The organism is Thiohalobacter sp. COW1, assembly GCF_016629505.1.
Classification (GTDB): domain Bacteria; phylum Pseudomonadota; class Gammaproteobacteria; order Thiohalobacterales; family Thiohalobacteraceae; genus Thiohalobacter; species Thiohalobacter thiocyanaticus_A.
Window position 1 is genome coordinate 871355 of the sequence record NZ_AP024239.1, and the last position, 17582, is coordinate 888936.

Annotated in this window: 17 protein-coding genes; 5 read left to right on the forward strand and 12 right to left on the reverse strand. The window is 65.6% G+C overall.

All coding sequences use genetic code 11. From position 1 onward, the window contains the following. Positions 1-12 precede the first annotated feature (12 nt). From mltG to COW1_RS04135, 11 genes are all read right to left on the reverse strand, one after another. A complete protein-coding gene (gene mltG, locus COW1_RS04085; protein WP_242466489.1) occupies positions 13-1050 on the reverse strand; it encodes an endolytic transglycosylase MltG in 1038 nt (345 codons plus the stop codon). Positions 1051-1055: 5 nt separating this feature from the next. After that, a complete protein-coding gene (gene pabC, locus COW1_RS04090; protein ID WP_096366343.1) occupies positions 1056-1883 on the reverse strand; it encodes an aminodeoxychorismate lyase in 828 nt (275 codons plus the stop codon). After that, positions 1880-3256: an aminodeoxychorismate synthase component I gene (locus tag COW1_RS04095; protein ID WP_096366342.1), complete on the reverse strand. Its 1377-nt coding sequence runs from the start codon at positions 3254-3256 to the stop codon at positions 1880-1882. Before COW1_RS04095 ends, pabC begins: the two co-directional genes overlap by 4 nt. Positions 3257-3281: 25 nt before the next feature. Continuing rightward, entirely contained in the window at positions 3282-4526 is a 1245-nt protein-coding gene (fabF, locus tag COW1_RS04100; protein ID WP_096366341.1) for a beta-ketoacyl-ACP synthase II, read from the reverse strand. Positions 4527-4678: 152 nt separating this feature from the next. Continuing rightward, positions 4679-4915 (reverse strand): acyl carrier protein, encoded by a 237-nt coding sequence (gene acpP / locus COW1_RS04105; protein WP_096366340.1) that lies wholly within the window; start codon positions 4913-4915, stop codon positions 4679-4681. A gap of 181 nt (positions 4916-5096) precedes the next feature. After that, positions 5097-5840 carry a 3-oxoacyl-ACP reductase FabG gene (fabG, locus tag COW1_RS04110; protein WP_201345513.1) on the reverse strand — a complete coding sequence of 248 codons (744 nt, stop codon included), beginning with the start codon at positions 5838-5840 and terminating at the stop codon, positions 5097-5099. Between the two features lie 165 nt (positions 5841-6005). Further along, positions 6006-6950 (reverse strand): ACP S-malonyltransferase, encoded by a 945-nt coding sequence (gene fabD / locus COW1_RS04115; protein WP_201345514.1) that lies wholly within the window; start codon positions 6948-6950, stop codon positions 6006-6008. 172 nt (positions 6951-7122) lie between these two features. After that, a complete protein-coding gene (locus tag COW1_RS04120; RefSeq protein WP_096366337.1) occupies positions 7123-8091 on the reverse strand; it encodes a beta-ketoacyl-ACP synthase III in 969 nt (322 codons plus the stop codon). Beyond that, complete coding sequence (plsX, locus tag COW1_RS04125; protein WP_096366336.1) at positions 8088-9119, reverse strand: phosphate acyltransferase PlsX; 1032 nt, start codon at positions 9117-9119, stop codon at positions 8088-8090. Before plsX ends, COW1_RS04120 begins: the two co-directional genes overlap by 4 nt. 101 nt (positions 9120-9220) lie before the next feature. Beyond that, complete coding sequence (gene rpmF, locus COW1_RS04130) at positions 9221-9400, reverse strand: 50S ribosomal protein L32 (protein ID WP_096366335.1); 180 nt, start codon at positions 9398-9400, stop codon at positions 9221-9223. A 23-nt stretch (positions 9401-9423) separates the two neighbouring features. Further along, a complete protein-coding gene (locus COW1_RS04135) occupies positions 9424-9945 on the reverse strand; it encodes a DUF177 domain-containing protein (protein ID WP_096366334.1) in 522 nt (173 codons plus the stop codon). Positions 9946-10126: 181 nt separating this feature from the next. Here COW1_RS04135 and COW1_RS04140 point away from each other — a divergent pair, with 181 nt between their 5' ends. The 5 genes from COW1_RS04140 (at position 10127) to COW1_RS04160 (ending at position 16253) form a co-directional block, all read left to right on the forward strand. Next, positions 10127-11545 carry an acetyl-CoA carboxylase biotin carboxylase subunit gene (locus COW1_RS04140; protein WP_201345515.1) on the forward strand — a complete coding sequence of 473 codons (1419 nt, stop codon included), beginning with the start codon at positions 10127-10129 and terminating at the stop codon, positions 11543-11545. Positions 11546-11830: 285 nt separating this feature from the next. Next, positions 11831-13264, forward strand: coding sequence for a cytochrome B6 (locus COW1_RS04145; RefSeq protein ID WP_201345516.1), 1434 nt, complete (start codon positions 11831-11833; stop codon positions 13262-13264). Positions 13265-13565: 301 nt separating this feature from the next. Continuing rightward, entirely contained in the window at positions 13566-15386 is a 1821-nt protein-coding gene (oadA, locus tag COW1_RS04150; RefSeq protein ID WP_201345517.1) for a sodium-extruding oxaloacetate decarboxylase subunit alpha, read from the forward strand. Continuing rightward, the gene (locus tag COW1_RS04155) at positions 15386-15985 is read left to right on the forward strand and encodes a nucleoside triphosphate pyrophosphatase (protein WP_201345518.1); all 600 of its coding nucleotides are present in this window, start codon (positions 15386-15388) and stop codon (positions 15983-15985) included. The genes oadA and COW1_RS04155 overlap by 1 nt, the downstream gene beginning before the upstream one ends. A gap of 124 nt (positions 15986-16109) precedes the next feature. Further along, complete coding sequence (locus COW1_RS04160; protein WP_096366330.1) at positions 16110-16253, forward strand: DUF3096 domain-containing protein; 144 nt, start codon at positions 16110-16112, stop codon at positions 16251-16253. Between the two features lie 313 nt (positions 16254-16566). On the opposite strand, the gene COW1_RS04165 is transcribed toward COW1_RS04160, so the two are convergent. Then, positions 16567-17580 carry a S49 family peptidase gene (locus COW1_RS04165; protein ID WP_096366329.1) on the reverse strand — a complete coding sequence of 338 codons (1014 nt, stop codon included), beginning with the start codon at positions 17578-17580 and terminating at the stop codon, positions 16567-16569. Positions 17581-17582: the final 2 nt, after the last annotated feature.

Consider the following 17582-nt stretch of genomic DNA (forward strand, 5'->3'; position numbering starts at 1 on the left):
CTCGGGCGGCGCTCAGGGACGGTTCAGCTGATAGCGGCGTACCGCCCGGTTGTGTTCTTGCAACGTGGCGGAAAAGACATGACTGCCATCGCCGCGGGAAACAAAATACAAGGCCTCGCCTGCGGCCGGGTGCATCACGGCCGTGACCGCCTCGGCACTGGGCAGGGCGATGGGTGTGGGCGGCAGCCCCCCGCGGGTATAGGTATTGTACGGGGTGTCGGTGCGCAGATCACGGCGCCGGATGTTGCCGTCGAAGGCATCGCCCATGCCGTAGATCACCGTGGGGTCGGTCTGCAGCCGCATGCCCCGCTCCAGCCGTCGGACGAAAACGCCGGCGATGCGGGCCCGTTCCTCGGGGATACCGGTTTCCTTTTCCACGATCGAGGCCAGAATCAATGCCTCGTAGGGCGAATCCAGCGGCAGGTCCGGACGACGGCGCTCCCAATTCTGCTCCAGGTGCCGCTCCATGGCCTGGAGGGCGCGGCGCAGGACTACAATATCACGGGTACCGCGCGGGAAATGGTAGGTGTCGGGCAGAAACCAGCCCTCGGGGTGCTGTCCGGGCCGCTCCAGGCGCTGCATCAGTTCGGCATCATCAACGCCATCCAGGGTGTGGTCGAGAAACGGCTGCTCGGCCAGGTGGGCACGCAGCTGCTGGATGGTCCAGCCCGCGATCAGGGTAACCGGATACTGCACCACCCGCCCGCTGGTGAGTATCTGCAGCAGCTGGCCCGGTGTGGCCCCGGCGGGGATATGGAACTCCCCGGCCTGGATGCGCCCGGCCTCGCCGCTGATCCGTCCCAGCAGGGCGAGATAACGCGGATGCGCCAGCAGGCCCTCCTCGTGCAGCTGCCAGGCCAGGCCGGACAGGCTCTGGCCCGGCCTGACCTCCAGGTTCCGGCCCTCGCTGTCCAGTGCCAGCGGCGTGCGCAGGAACCGCTGGTAGTCCAGATACAGCCAGCCGATTGCCCCGGCGACGGCGATCGCGAGCGTCAGCAGCATCAGCACCAGCGGCCGATGGAGAACGGATTTTCCCGCGTTGACAGCCATGCGTGTTATGCAGATTCCGGATTCATCAGCGACAGCAGGCGCCGGGTTACGGGGCCGGTTTCATAACGCTGCCCGGCAAGCCGGGCGACCGGGCGCATTCCCATCAGGCTGTTGCACAGGAACAGTTCATCCGCGCCGGTCACGTCATTCTCGTCCATACAGCTTTCCATTACTTCGATGCCTGCCGCGCGCGCGCTTGCCATCAGATGCTCGCGCATCACGCCCGCCACGCCGCAGTTGTCCAGCCGTGGGGTGTGGAGCACGCCGTTGCGTACCAGGAACAGATTGCTGGCAACACCCTCGATGACGTGACCGTCCTGGTCACGCAACAGGCCCTCGTTGATCTCCGGGTCCTGCCACTCGGCGCGGGCGAGGACCTGGTCCAGCCGGTTGAGATGCTTGATGCCGGCGAGCCGCGGCTGGCTGGCCAGCCGGTGCCGGCACCAGATTATACGCAGGCCGGCGGGACTGTGCCTTTCCAGCCCCGCCGGCCAGGCCGAGCGCAGCAGGACACGCTGCGCTCGGATGTCGTCCGGGCGGGCATAGCCGCGCAGCGAACAACCGCAGGTGTACAGCAGTTTCAGCACCGCCCGCGGCTGGTCGGCGGCGGCCGTCTGCAGCTCCCGCTCGAGTTGTTCCCGGGGCGGTTCGGGCAGTCCCAGACGCTGGCAGCCGCGCATGAGCCGTGCCCGGTGGCGTTCCCAGTGCATGATGCGGCCATCGATGACGGCCAGGGTTTCGAACAGGCCGTCGCCGAACTGCAGTCCGCGGTCATGTACATCGATCCGCGTCTGCGCCTCGCCGTTGATCCAGGCCGACTCGATTCCGCTCATGCCGCGTCCTCGGGCGTGTTTTCCAGCGCCAGCACCAGGCCGCGGGCCTTGGCGCGGGTTTCCTCCAGTTCCTGCTGTGGCCTGGAATCCGAGACGATGCCGGCGCCGGCGCGCCAATACAGCCTGCGGTCCCGCTGCTCGATGGTACGGATGAGGATGTTCAGGTCCATGTCGCCATTGCGGTTCAGATAACCCATGGCGCCGGTATAGGCGCCGCGCCCCCCGGCCTCGAGTTCGGCGATGATCTGCATGCAGCGCACCTTGGGACAGCCGGTGATGGTGCCGCCGGGATAGACCGCCCGGATCACCTCGCCCGGCGTGATCTCCGGGCGCAGCTCGCCCTGGATGTTGGAGACGATATGATGCACATGGGCATAGGACTCCAGCTGCATCAACTCGTCGACCTCGATGCTGCCGGGCCGGCAGACCCGCCCCAGGTCATTGCGTTCCAGATCGATGAGCATGATGTGCTCGGCACGTTCCTTGGGGTGGCCGAGCAACTCGTCCGACAGTTCACGGTCCTGCTCCCCCTGTCCGCGCGGCCGGGTGCCGGCGATGGGCCGCGTGCTCACCCGGCGGCCGCGCACCTCCACCAGACGTTCCGGCGAGGAGCTGATCACGGCGTAGTCGGGGAATACCGCCAGGCCGTTGAAGGGGCCGGGATTGCGGTCGCGCAGACGTCGGTAGAGTGCGGCGGGGGTGACCGGCTGGCCGAGCTCCGCGGTCCACAGACGCGACAGGTTGACCTGGAATACATCGCCGTCACGAATGTAGCCGAGAGTGCGTTCCACCGCATCGAGATAATGCTGCGGGGCCTCCTCGGTCTGTCCCGACAGCGTCAGCGGCACGGCGGCCGGCGGCGGGCGGGCGGCGGCCTGTTCGATATCCTCGCGCATCACCCGTACCAGGCCGGGATCGGATTCGCTTACCAGCTGGAGGCTGCCGTCGCGCCGGTCGGCGATCACCGCCGCCGGGCAGCGCACGGCGGTGGCGATGAAGGGCATGTGCGGCGCTCGGCTGAGTTGCAGTACCGGCTCGACCTCCTGGGCCAGTTCGTAGCCCAGCAACAGGAACCAGCCGCCGTTGAAGGGCAGACCGGCCGTGTCGTCGCGGCCGCCCGCTTCCCGCCACCAGGCATCCAGTGCCGGGAGAAAGCCGCTGGCGGATTCGGCGGCCGGGCCCTGCAATTGCCCCGGGGCCTGCAGCGTCAGGGTCTCGCCCGGAAAGGCGAACAGGATGTCATAGCGCCCCTGCGTGCCGCTGAGGGCGCTTTCCAGCAGGAAGGGATAACGCTCGGGAAAGGCCTCGTGCAGCGCCAGCAGGTCGAAGCCGGCGGGCAGCGTGGCGGAAGAAAGCGATTGCGCAACCGTCATGGCGTCCGGCCCGCGGACCCGACTCTCAGTCGGTGAAGCGGCGCATCACGATGGTGCCGTTGGTTCCGCCGAATCCGAAGGAATTGGACAGGGCGATATCGATCTGCATCGCGCGCGCGGTGTTGGGTACATAGTCGAGATCGCACTCCGGATCCGGCGTGCTGTAGTTGATGGTGGGCGGTGCGATCTGGTCGCGCAGCGACAGCGCGGTGAACACCGCTTCAACACCCCCGGCCGCGCCCAGCAGGTGCCCGGTCATGGACTTGGTGGAGCTGACGGCCAGTCGGTGGGCATGCTCGCCGAAGGTGGTCTTGATGGCGTCGGTCTCGGCCTTGTCGCCGGCCGGGGTGGAGGTGCCGTGGGCGTTGATGTAGTCGATGGCGGCGGGCTCGATGCCGGCATCCTTGAGCGCGGCGCGCATGCAGCGTACGGCACCCTCCCCGCCCTCGGCGGGTTGGGTCATGTGATGGGCGTCGCCGCTCATGCCGTAGCCGATCAGCTCGGCGTAGATCTTCGCCCCGCGGCTGCGGGCATGCTCGAGCTCCTCCAGTACCAGCACCCCGGCGCCGTCGCCCAGTACGAAGCCGTCGCGGTCCTTGTCCCAGGGGCGGCTGGCCGTGGCCGGATCGTCATTGCGGGTGGACAGGGCGCGGGCGGCGGCAAACCCGCCCAGCCCCAGCGGGGTGCTCGCCATCTCGGCACCGCCGGCGACCATCACATCGGCCTCGCCGTACTGGATATAGCGCGCAGCCTGGCCGATGTTGTGGGTGCCGGTGGTGCAGGCGGTGACCATGGCGATGTTGGGGCCGCGGAAGCCGTGCAGGATGGACAGGTTGCCCGAAATCATGTTGATGATGCTGCTGGGTACGAAAAAGGGCGAGATCTTGCGCGGACCGCTCTCCAGCAGCAGGGCGTGATTCTTCTCGATGGTGCACAGGCCGCCGATGCCCGAGCCGATGGCCACGCCGAAGCGGCCCTCCTCGTCGGAGGCACCGTCCAGACCGGCGTCGCGGATCGCCTGGATGCCTGCCGCCATGCCGTAATGGATGAAGGGATCCATCTTGCGGGCTTCCTTGGACGGCAGGTAGTCCGTGATCTCGAAGCCCTCGACCGTTCCGCCGAAGCGCACCGAGAAGGCCGAGGTGTCGAAGCTGGTGATGGGGCGGATACCGCCCTGCCCTGCCTTGATGCTGGCCCAGGCCTCATCCACGGACAGGCCGACGGGTGCGATGGCACCCAGGCCGGTGATGACTACGCGACGACGTGACAAGATAGCGCCTCTTGGAGATGGGATCGGTCTACCCCGATGGTCCTTCGGCCGGATTCAGCCTCCGGGTATTCCCTGCGGGGTTTCGGGATTCGCAAATACTAAAAGGCCGCAGCCACCAGGGTGGCAGCGGCGCTGAATTGCAGCCTGAGCGCTCAGCCCAGGTTGGCGTTGATGTAGTCGATCGCCTGCTGCACGGTGGTGATCTTCTCGGCTTCCTCGTCGGGGATTTCGCATTCGAATTCCTCTTCCAGGGCCATCACCAGTTCGACGGTATCCAGGGAATCTGCGCCCAGATCGTCTACGAAGGAAGCACCCGTGGTGACTTCATCTTCCTTCACACCCAGCTGTTCGACAACAATCTTCTTAACCCGTTCTTCAATATTGCTCATGTGAATCTTTCCTCCGAGACTTCAGGCAGCAAACTGCGGGCGGTATTGTAGTGAAAAGCCTGGGGCTAATCCAGCGGAAATCCCGTCTGAACAGCCCGCGGACCCTCGCCGCAGCGCCCTGCCGGTTCAAGATACAACTTTCCAGATAACAGCGTAATACAAAAACTTTCTATAAAAACGGTCAGGCCATGTACATGCCGCCGTTGACATGCAGTGTCTCGCCCGTGATGTAGCCGGCTTCGTCGGAGGCGAGAAATGCGACGGCATTGGCAATGTCTTCCACCGCGCCGAGCCGGGCCAGCGGGATGTTGCTCAGCAGTGCCTGGCGCTGGTCCTCGGGCAGGGCCCGGGTCATGTCGGTGTCGATGAAGCCGGGCGCCACCGTATTGACGGTGATGCCGCGTGAACCGACCTCGCGGGCCAGGGACTTGGCAAAACCGATCATGCCGGCCTTGGCCGCGGCATAGTTGGCCTGGCCCGGGTTGCCGCTCACACCGACCACCGAGGCGATGTTGATGATCCGGCCCTGCCGGGCCTTCATCATGCCGCGCAGGCAGGCCCGGGACAGGCGGAAGACGGAATTGAGATTGGCGTCGATGACCGCATCCCACTCCTCCGGCTTCATGCGCATGAGCAGGTTGTCGCGGGTGATGCCGGCGTTGTTGACCAGAATGGTGGGGGTGCCGAACTCGTCTCCGATGGACTTGACCAGGGCATCCACGCCGCCGGCGTCGGTGACGTCCAGCACCCGGCCGGCGCCCTCGATGTTCTCTGCGGAGAAGGTCTGGCTGATGGCATCGGCGCCGCCCTCGCTGGTGGCGGTGCCGATCACGGTGGCGCCGCGCCGGCCCAGGGTCAGGGCGATGGCCTGGCCGATGCCGCGGCTGGCGCCGGTGACCAGGGCGATGTGTTTGTCCAGACTCATGTCAAATCACCTTGTTCCTGCATTGCATTCAAAAGCTGTGATGACCACCCCAAGCCGTAGGTCGGGTTAGCGCAGCGTAACCCGACACTCACGGCGGATACGTCGGGTTACGCCCTTCGGGCTAACCCGACCTACAACAGGATTGCATGCTTGCGTGGCCATACCTCAGATCTGTTCCAGCGCCGCTTCCAGGCTGGTCGGATCGTACACCGGCAGCGCCGTCATTTCCTTCGCGATGCGCTTGTTCAGTCCGGCCAGTACCTTGCCGGGCCCGCATTCGATCAGCCGGGTCACGCCTTCGGCCTGCATGTGCAGGACGGTCTCGACCCAGCGTACCGGGTTGTGCAGCTGGCGCGCGAGCAGTTCGCGGATCTCATTGACATCGCTGTGGGCGTGCACATCGACGTTATGGATGACGTCGATGCTGGGCGGGCGCAGGTCGGTGCGGGCCAGTTCGGCGGACAGGGCCTCGGCCGCCGGCTGCATCAGGCTGCAGTGCGAGGGCACGCTGACCGGCAGCGGCACGGCGCGCCTGGCCCCGGCCGCCTTGGCCTGGGTCACGGCCCGCTCGACGGCGGCCGCGCCACCGGCAATGACCACCTGGCCGGGGGCGTTGAAATTGACCGGTTCGACCACCTCACCCTCGGCGGCCTGCCGGCAGACCTCGCGCACGGCATCGTCATCCAGGCCGAGGATGGCCGCCATGGCGCCCGCTCCGGCCGGCACGGCCTCCTGCATGAACCGGGCACGGCTCTCGACCAGTTTCACCGCGGCGGCAAATTCCAGCACCCCGGCGCACACCAGGGCGCTGTATTCGCCCAGGCTGTGGCCGGCGAGCATGGCCGGGCGCTTGTCGGTGGCCTGCGCCAGCACCCGCCACACCGCCACCCCGGCGGCGAGCATGGCCGGCTGGGTCCGGTCGGTCTGGTTGAGCTGCTCCGCCGGGCCGTCCTGGCTGAGCTGCCACAGGTCATAGCCGAGCACATCGGAGGCCTCGGCGAAGGTCTCTCCCACCACGGGATGGGTGGCGGCCAGTTCGGCCAGCATGCCCACGCTCTGCGAGCCCTGGCCGGGGAAGACGTAGGCCAGTGTGTAATCGAAGTCAGTCATGCGTTATCCATTTACTTCAATGCCTGGTGTCTGTCGGGTTACGCCCTTCGGGCCAACCCGACCTACAAGCTGTAGGTTGGGTCAGGCGCGATAGCCCGTAACCCAACGAATACGGCCGGAGTGTCGTCGGGTTACGTTCTTACGGGCTGACCCGACCTACGTGGTTCACAATTCAAAATTTCAGCAGCGCCGAACCCCAGGTGAAGCCGCCGCCGAAGGCCTCCATCAGCAGCGTTTCGCCGCGCTGGATGCGGCCGTCGCGCACGGCCACGTCCAGCGCCATCGGCACCGAGGCGGCCGAGGTGTTGCCGTGCTGGTCGACCGTCACCACCACGCGTTCCGGCGGCATGTTCAGTTTGCGCGCGGTGGCGTTGATGATGCGGATGTTGGCCTGGTGCGGGATCAGCCAGTCGACGTCGGCCTGGGTCATCCGATTCGCTTCCAGCGTCTCGTCGACGATGCGACCGAGGGTGTTCACGGCCATGCGGAACACCTCGTTGCCCTTCATATGGATGTAGGCCTCGCCCTTTGCCACGGCATCGAAGTGGGTGGAGACGCCCACGTTGACCGTCAGCAGGCTCTCATAGTTGCCGTCGGCGTGCAGATGCGTGGACAGGATCCCCGGCGCTTCGCTCGCCTCGAGGATCACCGCCCCGGCGCCGTCGCCGAACAGCACGCAGGTGCTGCGGTCGGTCCAGTCGATGATGCGTGACAGCGTCTCGGCACCGATCACCAGGGCGCATTTCGCCGCCCCGGTGCGGATGAACTTGTCGGCCACGCCCAGGGCGTAGACGAAGCCGGTGCAAACGGCCTGGACGTCGAAGGCCGCGCAGCCGTGGATGTCCAGGCGCTGCTGCACCAGGCAGGCGGTGCTGGGAAAGACCCGGTCCGGCGTGGTGGTGGCGACGATGATGAGATCGATGTCGTCGGTGCTGCGTCCGGCGGCTTCCAGTGCCCGGCGGGCGGCCTGCTCGGCCAGATCGCAGGTGGTCTGGTTGTCGGCGGCGATGTGACGCTTCTCGATGCCGGTGCGTTCCCGGATCCACTGGTCGTTGGTCTCGACCATCTGCTCCAGGTCGTGATTGGTCAGCACCTTCTCGGGCAGATAGCTGCCGGTGCCTGTGATGCGTGCGTAGGTCACACCGCCTGCCTTTCAGTCAATTGGGCTTCCAGTTGATGGTCGATGCGGTCGGGGACCGCCTTGTCGACCTCCTTGACCGCCACCTCGATGGCGTGGGCAAAGGCCTGGGCATCGGCGCTGCCATGGCTCTTGATCACAATGCCGCGCAGGCCCAGCAGGCTGGCGCCGTTGTAGTTGCGCGGATCGACCCGGCGCCGGAAGGCGCGCAGCACCGGCAGCGCGACCAGCCCGGCCAGCCGGGTCAGCGGATTGCGTTTGAACTCCTCGCGCATGAACTGGGCGATCATCTTCGCCACGCCCTCGCTGGTCTTGAGCGCCACATTGCCGATGAAGCCGTCGCAGACCACTACATCCACATCGCCGGTATAGACGGCATCGCCCTCGACGAAGCCGATGTAGTTGAGCGAGCTGTCATGCAGCAGGCGCGCGGCTTCCTTGACCTGGTCGTTGCCCTTGATCTCCTCCTCGCCGATATTGAGCAGGCCGACGCGCGGCGCCTCGATGCCCTCCACGGCATGGGCGAGCACCGAACCCATGACGGCGAACTGGAACAGGTGTTCGGCGGTGCAGTCGACATTGGCGCCCAGGTCCAGCATCAGGGTGCGGCCCTGGATCGAGGGAATGGCAGTGAGGATGGCGGGCCGGTCGATGCCCGGCAGGGTCTTGAGCAGGTAACGCGCCGTGGCCATGAGCGCGCCGGTGTTGCCGGCGCTGACCGCGGCCTGGGCGGTGCCGTCCTTGACCAGGTTGATGGCCACGCGCATGGACGAATCCTTCTTGAAACGCAGCGCCCGCGAGGGCAACTCGTCCATGCCCACCACCTCGCTGGCGTGGTGGAGGCGCAGCCGGCCGGATTCCAGCAACTGGCGATGGGCCTGGAGATGGGTCTCGAGGACGGTCTGATCGCCGACCAGGATGAGTTCCAGCGCGGGACTGGACGACAGCGCCTGGACTGCTGCAGGCACCACGGCCCCGGGGCCGATGTCGCCTCCCATGGCATCCAGCGAGATGACTACCCTATCCGTCACGCGTGTCGTTGTCCGTTGCTGGGTCCCGGCCCGGGTGCAGAAACGCGCGCGGCGCGCGAGCCGACCGGCTGCCGCGCGCCGCGGGGTCGGGCCGATCGGTTTCAGTCGAGGTCGCGATCGATGACCTTGCGGCCGCGATAGTAGCCGTCGGGGCTGATGTGATGACGCAGATGCGTCTCGCCCGTGGTCGGCTCGATCGACAGGGCCTTGCCCTTCAGGGCGTCATGGGAACGGCGCATGCCGCGCTTGGAGGGGGTCTTGCGATTCTGTTGGACAGCCATGGTGTCGCTCCTGCAATAAGTGCCTAGTGTTTCTTCAAATCCGTCAATGCGGCGAAGGGGTTGTCGCCATGTTCCGTGTCAGCGATCTCCCGCTCCGCGGAATCCTGATCAGTCGCCTGCGTCCGGCATTCCGATTCCGCATGCTTGGGAAAATCGGCCACCGCCAGCAGCAGTTCATCCTCGATGAGTTCGGTCAGGGCCAGCCTGTCTTCCGTCGCCAGCAGGGGCTCGAAGCCCTCGGGCAGACGCTCGATCATGGCCTCCGATTCGACCAGGCCGAGCCTGATCTCCTGCTCCACCGGAAAGTCCATCCGCCCCAGGCAGCGCTGACAGGTCAGGTGCAACTCACCCGTGATACGCCCCTTGATGCCCTCGACACCGGCATCGAAGCGGCCGAAGTGCAATTCCACCCTGATCTCGCCGTCGCTGTCATGCAACTGATCGGCCAGCCGCGCGAAACGCGCTACGGGCAGCGTCCCTTCGAGAATACGACCCTGGCGAATCAGGGCCGCCGGGTCGATCCAGTCCGGCAGGCGCGGTTGCATAAGCGGCGCATCATAATGGCTCCAAGCGCCTGTGTCAAAACAAAAAAGGCGAACTGAAACACGGTTTCGCAGCGGCCTCTGGCATTGACAGCCCCGGGGCTTTTCCGTAGAAGTCGCTGACACAGTGCCCGGCCGATGCCGGGTTCAGCTCCACTCACAGGACAGACCCCGCGAAATCAACGTGATAAAAAAGGTACTCATCGCCAACCGGGGAGAGATCGCGGTGCGCATCGTGCGCGCCTGCCGGGAACTGGGCATCCGCTCGGCCGCCATCTTCACCGACGCCGACCGCCATGCCCTGCATGTAAAGAAGGCCGACGAGGCCTACAACATCGGCCCCGACTCCGTGGCCGGCTATCTGAACGCCCACCGGATCGTGAACCTTGCCCACGCCAGCGGCTGCGACGCCCTGCATCCCGGTTACGGCTTCCTGTCGGAAAACGCCGAACTGGCCGAGATCTGCGCCCGGCGCGGCATCCGCTTCATCGGCCCGGACGCCGGCGTGATCCGGCGCATGGGCGACAAGACCGAGGCGCGGCGCAGCATGCAGGCCGCCGGGGTGCCGGTGGTCCCCGGCAGCGAGGGCAATCTGGACAGTCTGGAGGCCGCCCTGGAACTGGCCGGCGAGATCGGTTACCCGGTGATGCTCAAGGCCACCTCCGGCGGCGGCGGCCGCGGCATCCGCCGCTGCGACAGCCCCGAAGCCCTCAGGCGCAACTACGACCGGGTGCTGTCCGAGGCGCAGAAGGCCTTCGGCAGCGCCGACGTGTTTCTGGAGAAGTGCGTGGTGAATCCGCGCCACATCGAGGTGCAGATCCTGGCCGACGGCCAGGGCAACGTCATCCACCTGTTCGAGCGCGACTGCTCCATCCAGCGCCGGCACCAGAAACTGATCGAGATCGCCCCTTCGCCCCAACTCACCCCGTCCCAGCGCGAGCGCATCGGCGAGTATGCCGTGAAGGCGGCCCGCGCGGTGGGCTACCAGAACGCCGGCACGGTGGAATTCCTGATGGAGGGCGAGGACAACTTCTACTTCATGGAAATGAACACCCGGCTGCAGGTCGAACACACGGTAACCGAGGAGATCACCGGGGTGGACATCGTGCAGGAGCAGATCCGCGTTGCCGCCGGTCTGCCGCTGCGCTATGGCCAGGCCGATATCCAGCGCCGCGGCTATGCCATGGAATTCCGTATCAACGCCGAGGACCCGCAGAACGACTTCCTGCCCAGCTTCGGCCGCATCACCCGTTACTTCGCCCCGGGCGGCCCGGGGGTGCGTACGGATGCCGCCATCTACACCGGCTACCACATCCCGCCCTATTACGATTCCATGTGCGCCAAGCTGACAGTCTGGGCCAGGGACTGGGAGGGGCTGCTGAACCGGGCCGAACGCGCGCTGCACGACATCGGGGTCTACGGGGTCAAGACCACCATCCCCTATTTCCTCGAGATCCTGCGCACCCCCGAATTCCGCGCCGGACGCTTCGACACCGGCTTCGTCGAGGCCCACCCCGAACTGACCCGCTACAGCGTCCACCGTCCCACCCGCGAAATGGCGGCCGTGATCGCCGCGGCCGTGGCCGCGCACGCCGGTTTCTGAATTCAGGCAACGTCACTGCAACGAGTTGGCGGCCTGCTGCCAAGCCAGGGAATCCGACCAGGCGGTATCCTGCCGCCGCGCCTGTGGCCACTGTCCTGTAACAGAAGTGATACAGCATCCGTCCTGGTTGCTGAAACCCGAAGGCATCTGTCCGGTTTCTCCCTCCTGAGCTTGCACCTCCCCCTCCACTATCTATTCTTACCCATGCAGTTTTATTCCGCTGGAACGGATTAAGATGCGGGGAACCATTGGCGGTTCCATCCAACCATCAAAGGGAGGTGCATCATGAGACTGGAGCGATTCATGGGTCGGTTCGGCTACGCTGCGGCGCTGGCGAGCCTGACCCTCGCCCCGGCATGGGCCGGGTATGAACCACATGAGAAAATGGGGCTTGCCGAGGGCGTGGACCCGATCGCCGAGACCTATATGCCGGTCGTTCCCGACAAAGGTTTCGAGGCGATGATGAAAGCCGACGTCGACGCGCGCCCGAAGTATGAAGAGCGGCATAACAAGCTTCTGGAGCGCCGTTATGATTTGAGCGACCGTCCCTCCGATGTGATGATGTCGGGCGGGCGCAAGCCGGTCCAGGAGGGGGCGCGGGTCAAGCTCCCCGAGGGGGTGAGTTGGGAGGATCTCGCCGCCATGTCGCCGGCGGAGATCCGCGAGAAGGGGCTGTTCCCCAAGGGTTTCCTGCCTTTGCCGCATTCCAAGCACGAAACCGGCGGCATGGTGTTTCCCGATGCCCAGATCGAACGCATCCGCGAACTGGAAGATCGCAACCTGGAGCGCTTCGACACCCGCTTCGATCTGCCCGATCATCTCACCCCCGAGTTCCCGCCGCCGATCTTTCTCACCACGCGGCCGGAATTGGGTGATGTGTCGCAGGGCAAGCTGCTGTCCATCGACAACTATTACGAGATCATGCACGGTATCCTCACTCCGGTGCAGATGGAAGGCCTGCGGCTGCTGCTGACCCCCTTTCCCCAGCAGCAGTTCAACCAGACCGAGGACCGCAAGGTCAAGCGTCCCAGTCTGGGCGTGTCCTGCCTGGACTGCCATGCCAACGGCCACACCAATGCCACCTTTCACCTGAATCCGGATACCCGCCCGCAGACCGCCCGCTTCCGCATCGACACCGTCAGTCTGCGCGGCATGTTCAACCAGCAGATCCATGGATCGAAACGCTCCCTGCGTTCGATAGAGGACTTCACCGAATTCGAGCAGCGCACCGCCTATTTTGACGGCGATCATGTGATCGGGGCCAAGAAGGGCGTGAATCTGCCCGATCGCAGCAGCCAGGTGGCGTTGATGGCGCAGATGCAGAACCTGTTCGACTTCCCGCCGGCTCCGAAGCTCGACGTCTTCGGGCGACTGGATAAGTCCAAGGCGACGGATCTCGAGATCAAGGGCGAACAGTTGTTCCATGGCAAGGCGCGCTGTGTGGAATGCCACCAACCGCCCTTCTATCTCGACAACAAAATGCATGACCTGAAGGTCGAGCGCTTTTATGACGCGAAGCTGATCAATGGTCAGTGGATCACTGCCGAAGGGCCGATCAAGAGCTTCACCCTGCGCGGCATCAAGGATTCCCCCCCTTATCTGCATGACGGGAGACTGATGACCCTGGAGGATACGGTGGAATTCTTCAATCTGGTCACGGGTGTGCAGCTCACCGGTGATGAGAAGAAGGCGCTCACCGCCTTCCTGCGGACTTTGTGAACCACCGCGTGAACTGGCGATGGCAGGGGCCAGATACCTCTGCCATCGCCCGCATCCCTGCGTCCCTGCCTACAACCGCTCCGATTCCGGATATCCCGGGCGTCGGGGGCTGAACCAGCGCCTCGAGCATTCGGCGGTGGAGAAGCCGTAGCCGTTTCAGTAAGATTCCGGGAAACAAATATCACAGACGACCGTCCGCTCGGACGACCGGCCCGGGAACAGGCATGCCCCGGGTTCCGGGAAACAGCCCTGCGGGCGCTTGCACCCATTCCCCGGCACGAGCAACAGGACCACGCAGAATATGCCCAGGACCCACATCACCGAACTCGTGCTGCGCGACGGCCACCAGTCGCTGATCGCCACGCGCATGCGTACCGCGGACATGCTGCCCATCTGCCCACAGCTGGATGCGGCCGGCTACTGGTCGCTGGAGGTCTGGGGCGGAGCCACCTTCGATGCCTGTCTGCGCTATCTCAAGGAGGATCCCTGGGCGCGCCTGCGCCAGCTGCGCGAGGCCCTGCCCAAGGCGCGGTTGCAGATGCTGCTGCGCGGGCAGAACCTGCTCGGCTACCGCCACTATTCGGACGACGTGGTCACGGCCTTCGTCGAGCGCGCCGCCGCGGGCGGCATCGACGTGTTCCGCATCTTCGACGCACTCAACGACACCCGCAACCTGGAAACCGCCATCCGCGCGGTGAAGGCCACCGGCAAACATGCCCAGGGAACGATCTCCTACACCACCAGCCCGGTGCACGGCATCGAGACCTTCACGGCGATGGCGCGCGAGCTCGAACAGCTGGGCTGCGACAGCATCGCCATCAAGGACATGGCCGGCCTGCTCACCCCGATGGTCGCCGGCGAACTGGTGCGCCGTCTCGAACAGGCCGTGGATATCCCGCTGCACCTGCACATGCACGCCACTGCCGGCGTGGCCGAGATGTGCCAACTCAAGGCGGTGGAGAACGGCTGCGAGCACATCGACACCGCCATCTCCGCGTTCGCCGGCGGGGCCAGCCATCCGCCCACCGAGAGCATGGTTGCCGCGTTCGCCGGCACCGAGTACGACACCGGGCTGGATCTCAACGCCCTGCAGGAAATCGGCTTCTATTTTCGTGAGGTGAGAAAGAAGTACCACCAGTTCGAGAGCGATTTCACCGGTCTGGACACCCGGGTGCAGATCTACCAGGTGCCGGGCGGCATGATCTCCAACCTCTACAGCCAGCTGCGCGAACAGGGCGAACTGGGGCGGATGAACGAGGTCCTTGCCGAGATCCCGCGGGTGCGCGAGGACCTGGGCTACCCGCCGCTGGTCACCCCGACTTCGCAGATCGTGGGCACCCAGGCGGTGATGAACGTGCTCACCGGCGCGCGCTACAAGAGCATCACCAACGAGGTGAAGCTGTATCTGCAGGGGCGCTACGGCCGCGCGCCCGGCGAGGTAAACGCCATGCTGCGTCAGCAGGCCATCGGCAATGAGGACGTGATCGATGTGCGTCCGGCCGACCTGCTGACTCCCGAGATGGACAACCTGCGCGGGGAGATCGGCGAACTGGCGCAGTCGGAAGAGGACGTCCTGACCTATGCCATGTTCCCCGAGATCGGCCGTGAGTTCCTGGAGCATCGCAACAACGGAACCCTTGTCCCCGAACCGCTGGAGCCGCCCCCGGGCAACGGTGATATGGGCCGGCCAACCGAATTCAACGTCACCCTGCACGGCGAGACCTACCATATCCGGGTGACCGGCGCCGGCCACAAGAGCCAGGAGAAGCGCCCCTTCTATCTCAGCGTGGACGGCGTGCCCGAGGAGATCCTGCTGGAATCGCTGGAGGAACTGGAATACGACGAGGGCGGTGCCCCGCGGCCGAAACAGCCCAGGGGCAGCAACCGGCCCCGCGCCACCCAGCCCGGCCATGTCACCACTTCCATGCCGGGCACCGTGATCGACGTGCTGGTCGAGGTCGGTGCCGCCGTCAATGCCGGCGATCCGCTGCTGGTGGCCGAGGCCATGAAGATGGAAACCGAGATCCAGGCCCCCATCGCCGGTAAGGTGAGTGTTATCCACATCGCCAAGGGCGACCGCGTCAATCCCGATGAAACCCTGCTGGAAATCGAGCCTGCCTGATGTCGAACCCTGCATCCCCTGAACACACGCTGGTGCTCGGCTCCAGCTCGCCGTTTCGCCGCGAACTGCTGGCCAGGCTGGGCCTGCCCTTCGAGTGTCACAGCCCGGACATCGATGAATCCGCCCGCCCCGGCGAGTCGCCGCGCGACCTGGTCGCCCGGCTGTCCGAGGCCAAGGCCCGCGCCGTGGCCGCAGTCTGGCCGCAGGCGCTGATCATCGGCTCGGACCAGGTCGCCGTGGTCGACGAGGAAATCCTCGGCAAGCCGGGCAGCCATGAACGCGCCCGCGAACAGCTGTCGCGTCTGTCCGGCCGCGAGGTGACCTTTCTTACCGGGCTGTGTCTGTATAACAGTGAATCGGACCGCGTTCAGCTCGACGTCGTGCCCTACTCCGTCGAATTCCGCGATCTCAGCGCTGAACAGATCGAGCGTTATCTGGAACAGGAGCAGCCCTACAACTGCGCCGGCAGTTTTCGTTCCGAGGCGCTTGGCGTCACCCTGTTCCGGCGCATGCAGGGCGATGATCCCAATGCCCTGGTCGGGCTGCCGTTGATCCGGCTGGTGGATATGCTGGCGGAGGAAGGAGTGGGGTTGCCTTGATAAAGATATCCGTCATTGCGAGCGAAGCGTGGCAATGACGGGGTTAATCTGTAACGCAGGTCGGGTTAGGCCTTTCAGATTGCCCCGGCCTGCTTCACCGAATATTCGAGCCAAGGAGGTACGCATGACCCTGCATATCGAACTCGCGCCGCTCATCGCCCTGGTGGCGGGCATCCTGATTCTGGTCCAGCCGCGCCTGCTGAACATAGTCGTGGCGATCTATCTGATCGCGGTCGGCGTGCTCGGCCTGCTGGGGCATCCGCTCTGAAACGCAACCCGACCTGCGTTACTGCAGTGGTTTCTGGATTACTCGCTGCGCTCGCCCTTCGGGCCGCCCTCCGGGCGTTCAACGCGCTGCGCGCTTTTGTCCGGCCTGCGCCGGGATGACGAAAGGGAAATTCCCAGCCTTCGGCGCCTTTGCGGTTTGATGCTTCGGCCAGCCGCAAATATTGTTGCGTCATCCCCGCGCAGGCGGGAATCCAGTGTTCGGCGATTTCGCCTGACACCGGGTTCCCGCCTGCGCGGGAACGACGTGGAGGGTCTGGGTAAGCGCGGTTCGGGGATGGGTCGGGACGGCGTTGCTATTCCAGCCGTGCCCCGTCCAGCCCGAGTGTGGTGCCCAGGGACTGGCCGAGGGAGGCGCCGATCTGGCGGGCGAAGCGCTCGAAGAAGTCCGGGCGCGGGGTGTAGTCGATGATCTCCTCGGCGCCGATCACGTCGCGCGCCACCTGGCCGGCGCTGCCGAAGCCGTCGGCCAGTCCGAGTTCGACGCCGCGGGCGCCGGTCCAGATCAGGCCGGAGAAGATGGCCGGATCATTCACCAGGCGATCACCGCGGCCTTTCCTGACGGTATCGATGAACTGCTGATGGACCTCGTCGAGCAGGGCCTCGACGTGCTCGACGTCCGCCTCGCGCGCGGGCAGGAAGGGATCGAGGAAGGCCTTGTTCTCGCCGGCGGTGAGCAGGCGGCGTTCGATGCCCAGCTTGTCGATGGCATCGACGAAGCCGAAGCTGTCCATGCGCACGCCGATGGAGCCGATGATGCTGGATTCGTTGACGAAGATCTTGTCGGTGGCGGCGGCGACGTAATAGCCGCCGGAGGCGCAGATGTCGCTCACCACGGCATAGATGGGCTTGTCCGGGTACTGCTCGCGCAGCCGGGCGATCTCGTTGTTGATGTAGGCCGCCTGCACCGGGCTGCCGCCGGGGCTGTTGATGCGCAGGATCACGCCGGCCGACTTCCTGGCCTCGAAGGCCCGGCGCAGCCCCCGGGCCAGGGTGTCGGCATTGGCCGGGCTGCCGGCGGCGATCACGCCGCTCAGATCCACCAGGGCTGTGTGCTGGTGCTGGGTGACGCTGGTGGCATCCCACTGATCGGTGCGGGCCAGGAACAGCAGGCCGAACAGATAGACGAAGATCAGGATCTTGAACAGGATGCCCCAGCGTCGGGCGCGGCGCTGCTCGGTGAGCGAGGCGAAGGCCAGACGGTTGAGCAGGTCGCGCTCCCAGTTCGCATCCGGGCCGCGCTCCCGCGACGGCTGATTCCGTTCAGACTTATCGCCGCCCGGCGGTTCCACCCAGTTGTCGTCGCTCATCT

Bases quoted from the DNA above. Each gene is read 5' to 3' on its own strand.
- fabG (WP_201345513.1), bottom strand. From the start codon at position 5,840: ATGAGTCTGGACAAACACATCGCCCTGGTCACCGGCGCCAGCCGCGGC.
- COW1_RS04145 (WP_201345516.1), top strand. From the start codon at position 11,831: ATGAGACTGGAGCGATTCATGGGTCGGTTCGGCTACGCTGCGGCGCTG.
- COW1_RS04160 (WP_096366330.1), top strand. From the start codon at position 16,110: ATGACCCTGCATATCGAACTCGCGCCGCTCATCGCCCTGGTGGCGGGC.
- mltG (WP_242466489.1), bottom strand. From the start codon at position 1,050: ATGGCTGTCAACGCGGGAAAATCCGTTCTCCATCGGCCGCTGGTGCTG.
- oadA (WP_201345517.1), top strand. From the start codon at position 13,566: ATGCCCAGGACCCACATCACCGAACTCGTGCTGCGCGACGGCCACCAG.
- COW1_RS04155 (WP_201345518.1), top strand. From the start codon at position 15,386: ATGTCGAACCCTGCATCCCCTGAACACACGCTGGTGCTCGGCTCCAGC.
- COW1_RS04165 (WP_096366329.1), bottom strand. From the start codon at position 17,580: ATGAGCGACGACAACTGGGTGGAACCGCCGGGCGGCGATAAGTCTGAA.
- COW1_RS04135 (WP_096366334.1), bottom strand. From the start codon at position 9,945: ATGCAACCGCGCCTGCCGGACTGGATCGACCCGGCGGCCCTGATTCGC.
- pabC (WP_096366343.1), bottom strand. From the start codon at position 1,883: ATGAGCGGAATCGAGTCGGCCTGGATCAACGGCGAGGCGCAGACGCGG.
- acpP (WP_096366340.1), bottom strand. From the start codon at position 4,915: ATGAGCAATATTGAAGAACGGGTTAAGAAGATTGTTGTCGAACAGCTG.
- COW1_RS04095 (WP_096366342.1), bottom strand. From the start codon at position 3,256: ATGACGGTTGCGCAATCGCTTTCTTCCGCCACGCTGCCCGCCGGCTTC.
- fabD (WP_201345514.1), bottom strand. From the start codon at position 6,950: ATGACTGACTTCGATTACACACTGGCCTACGTCTTCCCCGGCCAGGGC.
- rpmF (WP_096366335.1), bottom strand. From the start codon at position 9,400: ATGGCTGTCCAACAGAATCGCAAGACCCCCTCCAAGCGCGGCATGCGC.